This is a genomic window from Pseudomonas sp. Q1 (assembly GCF_009935975.1).
In the GTDB taxonomy this organism is placed as follows: Bacteria; Pseudomonadota; Gammaproteobacteria; order Pseudomonadales; family Pseudomonadaceae; genus Aquipseudomonas; species Aquipseudomonas palleroniana.
This window is the reverse complement of the sequence record NZ_QODI01000019.1, coordinates 112,284-126,727: the sequence shown is the minus strand read 5'-3', so window position 1 is coordinate 126,727 and position 14,444 is coordinate 112,284. Positions and strand designations below refer to the sequence as shown.

General features: G+C 57.1%; 19 protein-coding genes. 10 read left to right on the top strand and 9 right to left on the bottom strand.

The features are described 5' to 3' along the window. The first annotated feature begins 210 nt into the window (after positions 1-210). On the top strand, positions 211-420 hold the full coding sequence (locus DK870_RS25760) for a hypothetical protein (RefSeq protein WP_027605401.1): 210 nt from the start codon (positions 211-213) through the stop codon (positions 418-420). 361 nt (positions 421-781) lie between these two features. Here the strand turns inward: DK870_RS25760 and DK870_RS25755 are convergent, their stop codons facing one another. The 4 genes from DK870_RS25755 to DK870_RS25740 are packed head-to-tail and all read right to left on the bottom strand — an operon-like array spanning position 782 to position 4,132. Beyond that, positions 782-976, bottom strand: a complete 195-nt coding sequence (locus DK870_RS25755) for a hypothetical protein (RefSeq protein ID WP_161550075.1) — start codon at positions 974-976, stop codon at positions 782-784. After that, the gene (locus tag DK870_RS25750) at positions 973-3,030 is read right to left on the bottom strand and encodes an FUSC family protein (RefSeq protein WP_161550074.1); all 2,058 of its coding nucleotides are present in this window, start codon (positions 3,028-3,030) and stop codon (positions 973-975) included. Before DK870_RS25750 ends, DK870_RS25755 begins: the two co-directional genes overlap by 4 nt. Next, the gene (locus DK870_RS25745; RefSeq protein WP_161550073.1) at positions 3,030-3,932 is read right to left on the bottom strand and encodes an HlyD family secretion protein; all 903 of its coding nucleotides are present in this window, start codon (positions 3,930-3,932) and stop codon (positions 3,030-3,032) included. The genes DK870_RS25750 and DK870_RS25745 overlap by 1 nt, the downstream gene beginning before the upstream one ends. 11 nt (positions 3,933-3,943) lie before the next feature. Then, complete coding sequence (locus DK870_RS25740; RefSeq protein WP_161550072.1) at positions 3,944-4,132, bottom strand: DUF1656 domain-containing protein; 189 nt, start codon at positions 4,130-4,132, stop codon at positions 3,944-3,946. 143 nt (positions 4,133-4,275) lie between these two features. Between DK870_RS25740 and DK870_RS25735 the strand changes: the two genes are divergently transcribed. The 3 genes from DK870_RS25735 (at position 4,276) to DK870_RS25725 (ending at position 6,091) form a co-directional block, all read left to right on the top strand. After that, positions 4,276-5,076 (top strand): helix-turn-helix domain-containing protein, encoded by an 801-nt coding sequence (locus tag DK870_RS25735; protein WP_161550071.1) that lies wholly within the window; start codon positions 4,276-4,278, stop codon positions 5,074-5,076. Positions 5,077-5,191: 115 nt separating this feature from the next. Next, positions 5,192-5,572, top strand: a complete 381-nt coding sequence (locus DK870_RS25730) for a cupin domain-containing protein (RefSeq protein WP_161550070.1) — start codon at positions 5,192-5,194, stop codon at positions 5,570-5,572. A 189-nt stretch (positions 5,573-5,761) separates the two neighbouring features. Then, entirely contained in the window at positions 5,762-6,091 is a 330-nt protein-coding gene (locus DK870_RS25725; RefSeq protein WP_161550069.1) for a hypothetical protein, read from the top strand. Positions 6,092-6,115: 24 nt separating this feature from the next. Here DK870_RS25725 and DK870_RS25720 read toward each other — a convergent pair whose 3' ends face one another. Next, positions 6,116-6,751, bottom strand: a complete 636-nt coding sequence (locus DK870_RS25720) for a LysE family translocator (RefSeq protein WP_060754338.1) — start codon at positions 6,749-6,751, stop codon at positions 6,116-6,118. Positions 6,752-6,918: 167 nt separating this feature from the next. Between DK870_RS25720 and DK870_RS25715 the strand changes: the two genes are divergently transcribed. Further along, complete coding sequence (locus DK870_RS25715) at positions 6,919-7,290, top strand: PH domain-containing protein (RefSeq protein WP_161550068.1); 372 nt, start codon at positions 6,919-6,921, stop codon at positions 7,288-7,290. A 135-nt stretch (positions 7,291-7,425) separates the two neighbouring features. On the opposite strand, the gene DK870_RS25710 is transcribed toward DK870_RS25715, so the two are convergent. Further along, positions 7,426-7,719: a DUF3077 domain-containing protein gene (locus DK870_RS25710; RefSeq protein ID WP_090368679.1), complete on the bottom strand. Its 294-nt coding sequence runs from the start codon at positions 7,717-7,719 to the stop codon at positions 7,426-7,428. Between the two features lie 483 nt (positions 7,720-8,202). Here DK870_RS25710 and DK870_RS25705 point away from each other — a divergent pair, with 483 nt between their 5' ends. Continuing rightward, a complete protein-coding gene (locus tag DK870_RS25705) occupies positions 8,203-8,484 on the top strand; it encodes an HNH endonuclease (protein WP_161550067.1) in 282 nt (93 codons plus the stop codon). A gap of 25 nt (positions 8,485-8,509) precedes the next feature. Further along, positions 8,510-9,169 carry a hypothetical protein gene (locus DK870_RS25700; protein WP_161550066.1) on the top strand — a complete coding sequence of 220 codons (660 nt, stop codon included), beginning with the start codon at positions 8,510-8,512 and terminating at the stop codon, positions 9,167-9,169. A gap of 427 nt (positions 9,170-9,596) precedes the next feature. On the opposite strand, the gene DK870_RS25695 is transcribed toward DK870_RS25700, so the two are convergent. Next, the gene (locus tag DK870_RS25695) at positions 9,597-10,055 is read right to left on the bottom strand and encodes a helix-turn-helix domain-containing protein (protein ID WP_161550065.1); all 459 of its coding nucleotides are present in this window, start codon (positions 10,053-10,055) and stop codon (positions 9,597-9,599) included. A gap of 193 nt (positions 10,056-10,248) precedes the next feature. Here DK870_RS25695 and DK870_RS25690 point away from each other — a divergent pair, with 193 nt between their 5' ends. From DK870_RS25690 to DK870_RS25680, 3 genes are all read left to right on the top strand, one after another. Further along, positions 10,249-11,412, top strand: a complete 1,164-nt coding sequence (locus DK870_RS25690; RefSeq protein WP_161550064.1) for an S-type pyocin domain-containing protein — start codon at positions 10,249-10,251, stop codon at positions 11,410-11,412. A gap of 14 nt (positions 11,413-11,426) precedes the next feature. Continuing rightward, positions 11,427-11,714 (top strand): colicin E3-like toxin immunity protein, encoded by a 288-nt coding sequence (locus tag DK870_RS25685; RefSeq protein ID WP_161550063.1) that lies wholly within the window; start codon positions 11,427-11,429, stop codon positions 11,712-11,714. 145 nt (positions 11,715-11,859) lie between these two features. Further along, positions 11,860-12,180: a hypothetical protein gene (locus tag DK870_RS25680; RefSeq protein WP_305988033.1), complete on the top strand. Its 321-nt coding sequence runs from the start codon at positions 11,860-11,862 to the stop codon at positions 12,178-12,180. 127 nt (positions 12,181-12,307) lie between these two features. Here the strand turns inward: DK870_RS25680 and DK870_RS25675 are convergent, their stop codons facing one another. Continuing rightward, entirely contained in the window at positions 12,308-13,660 is a 1,353-nt protein-coding gene (locus DK870_RS25675; protein WP_161550061.1) for a sensor histidine kinase, read from the bottom strand. Beyond that, a complete protein-coding gene (locus tag DK870_RS25670) occupies positions 13,657-14,319 on the bottom strand; it encodes a response regulator (protein ID WP_060754342.1) in 663 nt (220 codons plus the stop codon). The genes DK870_RS25675 and DK870_RS25670 overlap by 4 nt, the downstream gene beginning before the upstream one ends. Positions 14,320-14,444: the final 125 nt, after the last annotated feature.

The following is a 14,444-nucleotide window of genomic DNA, read 5'->3' as shown; positions in this document are numbered from 1 at the left end:
GTTGGTAGAGAGGTTGGGTGAGCGGCCGGCTTGCTCAATTTGAATCTGAGCCAATCCGACCGTCAGCTTTGGGTCGACTGCGGCCCTTCGTGACTGGCAGCAATCGACTGTGGATGCACCATCCTCCCGGCGTCCTTCCGACCATGCGCAACTCCCTACCGAGGTCAGTAATCCCCCTGCTACGCTGAAAATTTCACGGAGGATTGCACAATGCCAAACTCAGACTTACTCCCTTCCCTGCTATTTAAGATCAACGAAAACCAGCTCGCCCTGGAGGCCGCCATCATGGAGCTTTCGAACTGGGTAGAGATGCGCGGATCGGCGGACGTCGCCGACAATGTTCGGGGCGCCCTGGACACGATCGATCGAAACGAGGAGTTCATCAAGATAACGCTTGCTGTACTCATGACGCCCGACTAATCGCGAAAGTTCGCCATGTGTCGGTTCGGCATTTTTTGGTAGACCAGGGAGTCTATCCGTAACCAGTTTTTTGTAGATATCATTCACAGCTCGTCGGAAATTGGATGGAGAAATCCAATCAAGCTTCCATCCACACCAGTCCTTACTGGAGGCAGGTAGGATGTACACTTCACGGTACAACGTGGAAGTGTACACATGCAAAAAACTATGTTAATTATACAGTTATGCTATTACTCGAGTCTCCCTCGGGGCACCATCTTAAAAAAAGACCTTGAAATTCAAGGTCTTTTTTTTCGCCTGTAGAAAAGTGCGCGGCCAACAAAATTGCCTTCGCCCCCCTAATCCCTCCCCACTCGCCCAGTCACCCACCACCGCTGTCGCCACCTCCCTGAAATTTCGCATCCTTCGGCAAATGCTCCCCTCGATGACCACGCTCCCCCCCATCCTTGTTCTGCTGATGCCATCGCGCCAACGCCTCGGCACCGCCTTCGGCCTGCGCGATCAGCGGAGCTGACACCATCAATACAAGCCCCATGCACAAAGTCAGTTTTCTCATTTCATGTCACCTACGTGGGTTGAAACGCAAATGCGGGAACCACGAACCCCATGCTTGCGCCCCTGAAGCCGGCTGCGATTGCGGGGCGCTCCGCTGGGATTGGTAGTGTTCGCGTATCGCTCTAACAACCAGGCCAGGTCCTGATAGCACGCCGCCAAGTGATGGGCGCCGAGCCTCGTCATCGACTTCGACGTTCGTCGTGCCTGGGCCGCGCCAATTGACGGGGCATGGGCGTAGCGAGAGATCCGTCGTATTCCTGCTTGTGCGCACTTGGCGATGGGGGATGCGGGGTCCACGCGGCTTGCCTTGCGCTGTAGCCGTCCCAGTTCACGGCTCAGTTGAAGCGACAGGTAACCCACCTGGTAGTCGTGCTGATTGTCCGGGCCGAGCAGATTCTTCAGGGACACCATGCGGTGCTGCTGCTTCGCCTGCCATTTACCCTGATCGATACGCTGCCCATAGCGAAGCAACAGACGCGTTTCTTTATGCAACGCGCCTTTGAGCGCCAGGATCTGTTTGTTGGCATCCTTGGGCAGGATTTGAAAGGCTAATAAGGAAATGAGCATCGCGGCGAACCAGGCGAGCGCCTGATTGGCAAATTCGGCGAAGTCGTAGTGGGCAGTCCCACCGGTGCTGACCAGCGTATTGAACGCAATCAGGTAGGCGATACCTTGAAGCGTTTGGCGAGGTTGAGTCGTGGCATGAATGCCGAACGACCAGAACATGGCAAGCGTCATGAACAGAAGCGGAAAGCCGTTGATATGCGGCAACAACAGAAACTTGCACACCGCGGCCGCCAGCACGGCATAGAGCGTGCCCCGGATGAAACCGGAGATGCCGTCGATGGGGGCTGCGGCGACGGCCAGCAAGGTGCAACACGGCCCCAGCACAGCCAGAAGCGTCGGGCCCTGGTCCCAGGCGGTCAGGTACCAGAGCCCGCCGACGGCCAGCGTGGCAAACAGCGCGCGGAGGCCGTTGCGTGCCGCGTCCGGATAATTGCGGTGAAAACCTACGTTGCGCACAGCTACGTATGCCTTGCGGTCGAGGCTTGAACAACTTTCCAAGGCGCATGCGAAGTCCGCCAGCTGTTCCTGCGAGCGTTCCCTGTGCAACATCGAGTTGGGGTTTAGGTTACTGCCCAAGTCACCATCGCGGCCTATACGTATGCGACCTGCCTGATCCGCCGCCGTCGCGAACCCATAGGATGTGTTTGCGATGCCTTCGCCTAAATGCTGCAACGCCCTACCTGCATCGGCGAGGGCCGATTGGATTTCCAGTTCGGGTTTGCTCAGGGGCGCATTCAGAATCGCTGCTTGAAGTTGCGCGAGGCCGACCTGAATCGCCAGCATCCTGGTGCGAATGAGCGACGACTCTCCCCAGGCTATTCCGAGCAGGTCATCGACCTTGCCGATGTCGATGGCAAGCTGACGTTGCTCCCCAGCCAATTGCGGCGATGGTTCACCCGAGAACTGCGCCGCCAGCAGCCGGGCAGTGCGGGCGCATACGTCGGACAAGGCAAGGCGGACTGTCTGCTCCGAGGTCTTGCGACTGAACAACGTGGCGATCAGGCTCAGGCTGAACACGCCCAGCACCACCGCCGTGCCGCGGGTGATGACGTGGTCAAACCCTTGCTCAGGCGCGACGAGCGCGGGCCCCAACGCCAGGCAGACGGTGTAGCCAGCCACCACCGCCGCCGTGGCCCGGTAGTGTTTCAGCAGGGTCATGGCACCGACGCACAGGCCCAACCATAGGCCGATGCCGAGGATGTACAGCAACATCTGCTGGGCGAATAAACCCGTCAGCACTAGGGCGGCGATCATGCCCACCAGCGTACCAATGGCCCGGTTCAAGCCCTTGCCTACTACCGCACCCTGAGTGGGGTGCACCAACAGCAAGACAGTCGATGCGCCAGAGAACGGCGAATCCAGGTGCAAATAGAAGCCGAGCCATAGGGCCAGCCCCGCAGCAGTAATACTGCGCAGCACGTAGCCGAAGCTAGCGGACGTATAGGGGCGGGGGATCGCGCCCATCAGTCGTATCAGGTGACGGGTCATCACATGAACGCCTGCAACCAGCGAGTGAGCCGCCAGCGAGGTTCGGTCTCCATCACCTCGACACTGGCCGTCATGCCTGCGGCCAGTTCGACGCCGTCGGGCACTTTGTCCAACTCAATACGCACCGGCACGCGTTGCGCCAGCCGTATCCAACTGAAGGTTGGACTCACCTGCGGCAGGCCGCTGTCGCTGCGCAGCTCATTGCCATCGGCGATGCCTCGGCCCATGCTCGCCACGTGCCCGTCGAGCAGCGGGGCGAACCCCATCAACTTGATCGAAACCGGCGCCCCCAGGTGGATGCCCGGCAGCTTGGTCTCTTCGAAATAGCCGGTGACCCAGAAGCTGCGGCTGTCGACCACAAAAACGTTGGTGTTGCCGGCCACCGCATAATCACCGGGTTGCAGGCGAAGCTGGGTCACGTAGCCATCCACCGGAGAGCGGATGACAGTGCGCTCAAGGTCGAGCCGGGCCTGGGCTAACTGGCTTTGTGCTACATCCAGGCGCGCCTTGGCTACCGCCATAGCCCGCGCCGCGTTGTCGATCTCTTCACGGGCAATCGCATCAGCCAGACGTGTCCGCCGTTTGAACTGGTCGCTGCGTTGTTCGAAGACGCTGCGGGCCTCAGCCAGCTCAGCCGTGCGTTGCTGCTCCGCCAAACGGTAGGCACGCGCGTCTATGCGGTACAACAGGTCACCCGCGCTGACCCATTGGTTGTCGCCCACCAGCAACTGCTCGACCTGGCCGGACACCTCCGGCGCGATGCGGATCACCTGGGCGCTGACCCGTCCATCCCGGGTCCAGGGTGCCAGGACGTAAGCTCGCCAAAGCTGCATGCAAAACAGCAGCGCCAGTACGCCGAGCGACAGGGTTAACGCGGTCTTTAAAGTTTTGACGATAGACATACATGGCCTCCTCAGCAGTTCACGATCAAGGCCGAAACGACGATGAGTGAGACGAAAAAACGCGCCAGCGTCGGGTGCCAGGCCCAATCCAGCCAGCGTCGGAAAACCCGCTCGATAAGTCGGTAAGCAAGGGTCGATACGCCCAGGTAGATCAAGAAGGGAGGGACATAGAGATTGGCGATGGAAACTTCGCTAAGCATGCGTGCACCGGCAGTCGGAGGGTCGTCGCGTCAGGGGCCGTCTCGTTGTGGCCTTGTTGAAAGCATAAGCAACGAGCATTCGTGCCGATATTGATTACACTGCCAAAATATAATCAGATCCAGCCAACCCTCGGACACCCCTCATGGCCGACATCCATCGCTATCACGTTGACCATTTTGAATTTGACGCGCTCTCACAACCTGCCGTGGCGTTGATGCTGGAAACCCAACGTAACGACAGCGAATCCGTCGAGCATAAACACCGCAAGGGCCAACTGGTGGTGGCGTACCATGGCGGTATCGTGTGCACCGTGGAGGACGGTGTGTGGATGGTGCCCTCCGGGTTCGGCGTGTGGATTCCCGGCGGTGTCGCCCACAGCAACCGGGTGACCGCGAATGGGCAGGTATGCTTTCTATTTGTGGAACCGGGCGCCGCCTCTATGCCGGAACACTGTTGCACGCTCGCGCTGTCGTCGCTGATCCTGGAACTGATTCGCCACCTGAGTGGCCTGGTGCAGAACTACCAAGGCCACTGCGCCACCGCCCGTCTGGCCGGTGTGCTGCTCGAGCAACTGGAGCAGGCCCCTTCGGAACAGCTCTACTTACCCCTACCCGCTTCCCACCAGTTACGCGCGATCGCTCGTGGCCTGGCGCAAGACCCGTCAAACCGCGCCACCGTGGCCGAGTGGGCACGACATGTGGCAATGAGCGAACGCTCGCTGGCACGCTTGATCAAGGGTGAAACCGGTCTGACCTTCGGTCAATGGCGCAAGCAATGGCAGATCATCGTCGCACTGCAGAGCCTGGCAGAAGGACAATCGGTGCAGCAAACCGCCGAAACGCTGGGTTATGAATCGGTGAGCTCGTTCATCGCGATGTTCCGCAAGACACTAGGCAACCCGCCGGCGCGGTACGTGCGCGGTACGGCGGCGCGCAAATATTGATTTGAGTGCTCTTTAGCGTGATCTCCCCCCGCCCTCCCCAACTTGCAGGATCGTTCAAGCCCTCCTGCCCCCTCCCTCGCTAACCTGACAGTCCTCACCCACCCGAGCACCCGTCATGGCCCACCCACACCATCCCACACACCCCATAAACCTCACCCAAAAAGCCTCCCTCATCGACCAACAATGGAGCCCCCGCGTCGTCGCCGAGATGAACGACTACCAATTCAAAGTCGTACGCATCGAAGGCGAATTCATCTGGCACTCCCACCCCGAAACCGACGAGGCTTTCCTGGTGCTGGAAGGTACGCTGCGTATCGACCTGCCAGACGGCCCGGTGTATGTGGCGCCGGGCGAGTTGTATGTGGTGCCGCGTGGCGTCGAGCATCGGACGGCTGCCGAAGGGGAAGCCAAGCTGATGATGATCGAGCCACGGGGGATCTTGAATACCGGGCATGAAGGGGGTGACCGTACCGCGGTAAATGATCTGTGGATCTGAGGGTCGGCATTTGTCTTGAGGTCGCCGGCCGTCTCAAACCGTTGACCTTGCGTCTGCACGGAGCGAACAGATGCAGGTCTTCAATGGTTTACGGGGCCGCGACCCTGGCAGTTCGCGGCATTGGGGTCTTTTTTTTCCTGTGCGGAACAGTGATCATCGCCCTCCCCCAATGCCCTAGGAACCAAGACCATGGAGTTGACGCTGGAAGCCGTTGCGCTGTTTGCACTGAAGCTGGTGCACGAGACGGACGGCGGCAGCCCGCTTCTGCGGGATGATCCAGCGATGGGCGGGTATGAGCGGGAGGTGTTTGGGTTGCTGGTGCGGCAGGGGAACCTGGCCGCTATTCAATCCAAAATAGCGGAGTGTATCGATCAGGCACTTGAGGCATTGGGCGGTGCCGACACGGTCATGGGCCGTGAATTGCAGCGGTTGGCGGCGGATGTGCAAAACGTAGATCAGCTGGATGAACTGCGCGAGCCGCTGACTACGCTCAAGCATTACCTGAAAGACATTCAGTGAAACACTGACCCGCCGTGCGGCGACCTACCGCCGCCCTTCCGCCGCCATCCGCACGGCCAGCCCCATCAACACCGAGCCCATCATCCAGCGCTGCACCACCTGCCATCCCGGCCGGGTGACGAAAAACACCGCGATGGAACCCGCCATGGTGGCAATCACTGCGTTGACGCTCACGCTGATCATGATTTGCGTAAAGCCCAGCACCAGTGATTGCATCAGCACACTGCCGTGGCCGTTCGGGTCGATGAACTGCGGCAGCAGCGACAGATACATCACCGCCACCTTGGGGTTCAACAGGTTGGTCACCAGGCCCATGGTGAACAGCTTGCGCGGGCTGTCCTGGGGCAAGTCGCGCACCTGGAACGGCGAGCGCCCACCGGGCCTGACCGCTTGCCAGGCCATATAGGCCAGATACAACGCACCGCCGAAACGCAGCGCGTCATAAGCAAACGGCACCGCCATGACCAACGCCGTGATCCCCAACGCCGCGCACACCATGTAAACCAAAAAGCCCAAAGCCACGCCGCCCAGGGAAATCAACCCGGCGGTGCGGCCCTGGCAGATCGAGCGGGAAATGAGGTAAATCATATTCGGACCGGGCGTGAGCACCATACCGAGTGAGATCAGCGCATAGGCCAGCCAGTTGGACATTTCAGGCATTGTTGGGCTCCTGGATTGTTATTCGGCCGGCGTGAAATCCTTGGCCTGCGGTGCGGGGTTGGCCACCATGTTAGGGCGTCCAAAAGCGGGCCGTTAGATACAGATCTGCGAGCAAAACGTCATACAGGCGCGAGCGCTTATTGCAGCACTTACACAAGGACAGGCACATGATCGACTTCAACAACAAAGGCTTCTTCAAGCTCAAGCAAAACAACGAGTACGCCGAGCGCGTCTCGGCCCTGCTGCTGGACGGCGAGGAAGTGATCGACGCCTACAAAGCCATGCGTGATGGGGTGGTGTTTACCAACAAACGCATCATCGCGGTAAATGTGCAGGGCATTACCGGCAGCAAGAAGGACTTCACGTCGCTGCCGTATAAAAACATCGTGGCGTATTCGGTGGAAACGTCCGGGACGTTTGATCTGGATTCGGAGTTGGAAATTTACTTTTCGTCGTTGGGGAAGGTGAGGTTTGAGTTCTCGGGGAAGACGTCGATTGTGGAAATCTCGCGGTTGATTTCCAGGCATCTGCTGGGCTGATCAGCGCTCAAAAAAGACCTTGGCGCGCCAAGGTCTTTTTTACTGCCTACACGATTCATCAGATGTTCCGGGTCAAAATGTGGGAGGGGGCTTGCTCCCGATGACGCCCTCCTCCCGCACCATCAAACCACAGACTTACACAGCAACCACTTCCTCCGTCACCCCATTCGCCAAACCATCCACCACCGCCTTCGCCATCTCGCCCAGATAATGCGCCGTCCAGGCAAAACGATCCGCCCCGTGTCCATGTCTGCGTCCAATGCGATGCATTTTGGAACAGTGCGATAGCTGAGAAACATGCTCCAAGGCATCGCGGATAAGCCCGCCGGTATTGACGAGGAATAGCCAGTGGAGGTTGGGCCGTTTGCAGCATTTTGAGAAACCGACGATACCGAGGTTTTTGTTGAGGAATAGGTGATCATTGGGCACCTATGGATTGGGTGGAAGTAAAAATGACAGTACTGCGAGAATGCGACCTATTAGAAGCGCTCGTCGCTTGAGCCCCTAGTGTAGGAGAGCTGCCATATTCGCTTCTCATGCAATGGGTGGCAGCTTTGCTTCGGACTGAGAAACCGGGACGGTAGGAGCCAGACAGCACCGCAGGTTTCTCACGCATAGCCGCAATGGCACAGACGTAAGGGCACAAAAAGGTCTATCGTTTTTCGCATTATCCTGTCCGGCCGCTGATTATTAGGACGGAGGAAAAGTCATGCAACCAGACACACCATTGGTAGCTCATTTTTGTGGTTCACATTATCAATGCCACTCGAGAGCACTCATTGATCGTCAACTTTGCATCCAATGAAACACCAATAAGCGAAGATTTTCATACGTCCCTCCGCATAAGTGTAGCGCTTCCCCCTCAGCCACTGATAGCATTAAGCCACGCCCGGCATAAAAAGGACTCTGCCAATGACTGTTCAAGAGACATTCGCAAAAAAAACCAGAAAGCCATTCTCAAAAAAAATAGAAAACATACTTCTTTATAAATCAGCGCGAACATGCTGCGTATGTAGAGTCCCTAAAAGACCAGTCGAAATCCATCACATTGATGAAGACCCTTCAAACAATAACGAAGAAAATTTGGTCGTCATATGCGCTAACTGCCACGATGAAGCTCACACAATCCATAAGCTTTCTAAAAACCTAACACCAGAACGTTTAAGAGATACCAAAAAAAAAATGGGAAGATGAAGTATCAAAGAGAGCTTCCCATGCAATGACCTCTCAAGCAAATTTAAACCAAGCAGTATGGACTTATATAAACCACCAACGTCTCCCGCAAATAATGAAGGCTCATGGAATAAAATTTGATGAGACATTACATTCAATCTTGATAGCAACTGGCGTCACAGACAAAATTGGGATACCCATTCTTAAGAAAAAAAAGGAGAGCCGCTTTCTAACTACCATTTATGACCGCCTTGAATACGACGAAGCGCACCGACTCCATCATATGTACTGCGAAGCCATCGACGACTTGATAGAGGCAAGTAATCCTATTGAGTTGGGCGCCATATGGTCGAAAACTGAAATCAAAGATTTAATAGCTCCTGGCACTATATGCTTCTGCATGCGCGGATTTCGTTTCCAGCGAGGGGATACAATAGAAAACGAAGAGGATCGAGTAATTTATGCAAAAGCCAAAAATATAGAAATTAGATTTTCAGCTAATACTCGCCATATGTTTGGATCCTCCGCTTTATACGACTCGTTTGTCGGCCACCGGTTCATAGCAGCATTAATTATCGTAAAGAACGTCGACACTGAGGATGGTGTCTTAGTAATTAGGGCTACACCTCTAGCAATGGGTGCTGGTTTTGTCACGAGCGCCTATGATACTCCGTACGCAATGAAAACCAACAGATTAAAACGCTAACCAATGAAACGGGCTCACGCCCGTTTCTATACTAGTCACATCGATAGAAACCAACATAATTAATATTGCAATCCAGCAAATATAAAAAACAAAACCAGTTATTCCTACCAGCACTGGCACCTCATATAAAACTCAACCCACACCTATCAATTTCAGCTTTCAAAAAAGTTCACTCGAAATTTTTGGACCATTATAAAACCCACAGAAAAACCTACCACGAACAACAATTAATACATACCACTTAACACCACCTCGCCCGAGAATATAAAAAACACAACGAGAAGTATGACTGCATCTAAATTTATATATTTCGATTTCATCCGTTTTGAACAAGACAGGTTTAGCGCGCTCGGCAGATATCGACTTACCTCGAAACTCCGTAGGGCAAGGGCATCAGCGACGTATATCTAAATAAAGCTCGAACACCTCATTCGTCATACCCCAGTCCCAACTCCCGGGCCTGCCGCACTAGCTCCTCAATTGCTTCTTGGCTTTTCTTACCTCGCTGCTGCTTGAACGCTATCAAATCCGAAAGTCGAATCCGCCGATGGCTCCCCCTTTTTGTAAAAGGAATAGCACCTTCTTCCAGAATCTCAACCAGATACTGGCGTGAAACACCAAGCAGGTCGGCGGCTTCCCTCGCGGTCCATTCGGCATTCGCCGAGACTACCTTCACGGCATTCCCGCTAGCCAATTCGCCTAGGATATCGACAAGCAGATGCAGCGCTGAAGGTGGGAGTATGAGGGTGTGAGGTTTGTCTTCTTTGTCAAAGATATCGATGCGCTGGGTTTGAAATCCGGTCGACAGGAGCGAGGCCACTTCGCGCAGGTCTTGCACAGCCGCTTCGACTTCTTTTTCCAGCGGAATGATCGTGTGGGTAATCATGATGCAGCTCCGGCGTTATGCAATTCGGTGGGATTCAACGCAAACGCAGCAAACGATAATCGAAGTATTCGGAACAGAGACACCCGCTCAAGTATCAGTCCACTTTTCCCACACCAACCACCGAATTAAGCCGACATCAGCCTCTGAGCCCCCCTCTTAGGCTCACTCCCTCGCACAAGGAAGTGAGCCGGTCATGTCAGAGCGCTTTTACCCACCCACCGAAGAACAACTACTCAAACATCGGATCCTGATCCCGCAGCCATCGCGTGTGTCGTACTCGCCGGCTGTTGATTTTTTCGAGCCGCCCCCTGCCCCGGCCCCTACGCTAGCCAAGCCTCCTGGCTGCGTTTTCATCAAGCCCTGCCAACTGCCTGACGGTGTCACCCACTACTTCAACCCCACCGGTTACATCCCCTTGGAGCTGATCAAGGAGTACGCCCATTTAAGCCTGCTGGGTGGGCGTGAGGTGGATGGCCGAGGGGCGGTTGCCTTGCGCAAGATCGGCGGCAGCGCACTGCCTGCAGGCTTGGGACAGTTGGCGTTGCGTTCGGCGGTTCTGGAGTCGGCGGCCACTGCCGTCGGGTCTGTCGCGGGAGGCTTGTTGGCAGGGTTGGTGGCACTGGCTTGGCCGTCGGAGCTGGGTGACAGCGCGCTCTACAGCGAGGAGCAATTGCGTTCGATGCAACGGGCGCGTTCGCAGGTGCGCTTGCACATAGAGCAACGCGAGGACGGCACGCTCAAGGGGTATGGGTTTTACACGGGCAACCATGCCGATTGGCAGATGATCGATGTGGTGCAGTTCCAAACCCGTGGCGATCAGTTTGTGGCGGACCTGGATGAAGGCGTGGAGCTGATCTGGACGCCCGCCGTTGACCCAGGTGACACGCTGGGTACTCCCGCCTTGGAGGCTGCGCCGCAGGCGCCGGTGATCTGGATTTACCCACCGACGGAGAAGGCGGCGCAGATTCTGGTGAACCCGATTTACCCGCCGGAGTATCGGGATTTTATTCTGGTATTCCCGGTGGAGTCGGGGGTTCGGCCGCTGTATGTGGTGGTGAATGAGCCACGTAAAGGCTTAAGAAATCCGGATCATGATTACTTTGCAGCGCCAAGGACCGAGGACATTACTGGCTTCCCAGGTTTAATAAAGCAAAAGAGGAAAACCCCAAAAAAGGATGGTAGCGGCCTTCGTGAGCGTTGGAAGGATGCTAAGGGGCGTAGACTTTTTGAGTGGGATTCAGAAAAAGGTGAGCTGGAAGTCTACAGATACAGCGATGTTAAACACCTAGGTTCATTTGACCCCTATACCGGCGAGCGGCGGGGTCCAGCGAAAGATGAACGACGCATTAGAAAATAAACAGAGAGTCAATCATGGTGATGAAGATAAGACTGGAATGGTTTGACAAACAAACCGAAAACTTAGAAGCGGACGAGTACTCTGCAAACCTTGATGAGGACGATGGCATCCTTAAAGCACTGGACCTACATGATGAACCTGAAATCTATGCCGGAGGGTTCGATGTACTCCCAGACTGGATAGCGATTCTCCAACCGCATTTCCGGCATGTTATAGAACCGAGCCGTTTCGACTACCAAATCTCCTTCCGCTACCAAGGCGCCTGGCCACCGCCGCCAAAGCAACCCAAGAAGGCGTCTTGATGCAATGAAACCTACACCGAAAAAGCCCCTCCTCTACCGCTCGGTCAACACCCGAACCCATGGCGTGCGCCACGGCAGTTGTCGGGCTTACCGATATGAACGACACACCAAAAGCGAAAAAGACAAACTGTCAAACCGTGGGTCAATGCACAGCCATCAACAACACGGTTTTGATTACACCCCACTCTTCCGGTTTCTTCTATCCAAGGTCGGCCACCCATGGGATCAGGTTTTCAGCGAAGCCAAAGCCCGCCTGGATCGCCCAGAGCCCATATTCTGGATGGTTGCGCTACATGAAAGCGACAAGCAGGATGACGTGAGAACGGATGAAAACAGCTACTACAGCGGCCTGTGGGTCGACGAAGCCGGGCTGTTGCAAAAGGTCAATCCACAGCTGACGGCTGAGCAGATGGAACCGTCCTGCGACTGCTGTACCCACACCTTCAACGGCGTGGTGTTCGCATAGCCTTTCGCGCGCAAACGGCGAAGGACAGCGATACGAGCATCGGGGCCTGCCAGGCATACCGAGGTGATCCCATCGCAGCCTCGCTGGGGCTCGACAGCTCCCACAGGGGATAGGAGGTGCGGCCGCTTCAGGTGTTCTCAAATACCAACCGCGCGCACAACCCGCCCCGCTCGCGGTTATGCAGCGCCAAGCGGCAGCCGATCTTGCCGACGATCATCTGCACAATCGCCAACCCCAACCCCGCGCCATTGGCATTGCCTCGGCTGTAAAACCGCTCGAACAGGCGCTCCATCTGCGCCTCGTCAATCCCCGGGCCCTGGTCTTTCACGCTCAGGCAATGGCTGCCGATCACGACTTTCACTTCGCTGCCCGCAGGGGAGAAGTTGAGAGCGTTGGTGACCAGGTTCTGGAACGCAATGGCCAGCGCCACCGGCTCGGTGGCTACCCAGCAAGCCTCATTGCCTTCGAGCACCAGGTCCACGCCTTTTTCCAGGGCGAGCGGGGTCAACTCGGCGAGTTCTTCGCGCACCAGCTCGGTCAGTTGCACCCGTTCACATACGGGGTTGTTCAGTTGCGGTTCGATGCGTGCCATGGTCAGCAGTTGGCTGCCGATGCGGGTGGCGCGGTCGACGCCGTTGACCAGGAATTCCAAGGCCTCGCGCCGCTGTTCTTCAGTGATCGCGCTCTGCGCGTTCTGGGCGTGAATGCGCAGGATCGCCAGCGGCGTGCGAAGTTCGTGGGCGGCGTCGGCGATGAAACGGCGTTCACGGTCCAGCAGTTCATCCACTTGGACCAACAGGCGGTTGAGCGCGGTTTGCATGGGTTCCAGGTCGCCAGGCAAGGGCTTGAGGTGCAAGGGTTGCAAGGTCTCGGCGGTTCGCCCACGGATGGACAGGGCCATGCGGCGCAGCGGTTTGAAGCCCCAGCCAATCACCAGCCAGATCAACAGCGCCAGCAGCGGTACGCCGATCAGCGTGGGCCAGAGGGTGTGGCGCACAATGCGCTGGATCAGGTCCTGGCGGATGTCATCGCGCTCGCCGACCCAGATCAACAGGCCCTGCTGCGGGTCGGCCAGGAGGAAGGCGCACCAGTCGTTGCCGTTGTCCATCAGGTCGTGGGAACCGAGGGTCGCGGGCGGCGCCGCCAGCACGGGGGCTTCGGCGGAGCGCACGAGCAATTCACCCGCGCTGTTCCAGACCTGGAACGTCAGGCGGGTTTCATAGGGGTGGGCCACGCCATCCTCGCCCACTCGGCTCATGGCCTGGTCAAACGCCTGGTACAGCCGGTCCCAATCCGCTTCGCCGGGGTCACGCTGGCGCAACACGCCTTGCAGCAGGCGCGCACTCTGGGCGAGTTGAGCGTCGTAGACTTCTTCGATTTCGTGGTGGCTGTCACGCAGCACCAACCAGCTGATCAGGGCGTCACCCGCCAGGATCAGCAGCAACACAGGGACGAGGATGCGCGCGCGCAGCGAGGTCATGGTTTGAGCGCCAGTACATAGCCAACACCGCGCACGGTGCGGATCAGCTCGGTGGATAACTTTTTGCGCAGGTTGTGGATCAACACTTCCAAGGTATTGCTCTCGACCCGATCCTGCCAGCCATACAGCGCACGGGACAGGCGTTCACGGGTCACCACCTTGCCGGGGCGCACCATCAGTTGGTGCAGCAGTTGGTATTCCATCGGGGTGACGATGATGTCGGCGTCCTGGTAGCGCACTTGCTGGGTGGCCGGGTCGAGGCTGATGCCCGCGTGCTCGAGCATCGGTTGCGCACGCCCCTGACTGCGGCGCAACAGAGCGCGCACGCGGGCTTTGAGTTCTTCGACATCAAAGGGTTTGATCAGGTAGTCATCCGCGCCGGCATCCAGCCCGGCGATGCGCTCGGCGGTGCCGTCGCGGGCGGTGAGGATCAGCACCGGGATATCGTGCTGCGCGGCGCGCAATTGCTGCAACAGGTCGAGACCATCGAGGCGCGGCAAGCCGAGGTCGAGCAGCAACAGGTCGAAGCTCTCCGTGCGCAGGGCATGCAGGGCCGCGAGGCCATCGTGCAGCCAATCGAGGGTGTAGCCTTCGGCGCCCAACGCCACGCGAATGCCCTGGCCGAGGGCACGATCATCTTCGACGAGGAGTAGGCGCATAGCGAAATCTCTGTAGGAAACGGCCGCATCATGCCGGGTTCTGGCCCTGGCTATTTCGGCAAAGATGTTACGGCGCATTGCCAACTAAGGTTGCGCTAAGGTTGGTTTTGCACTGTGAAACCTCC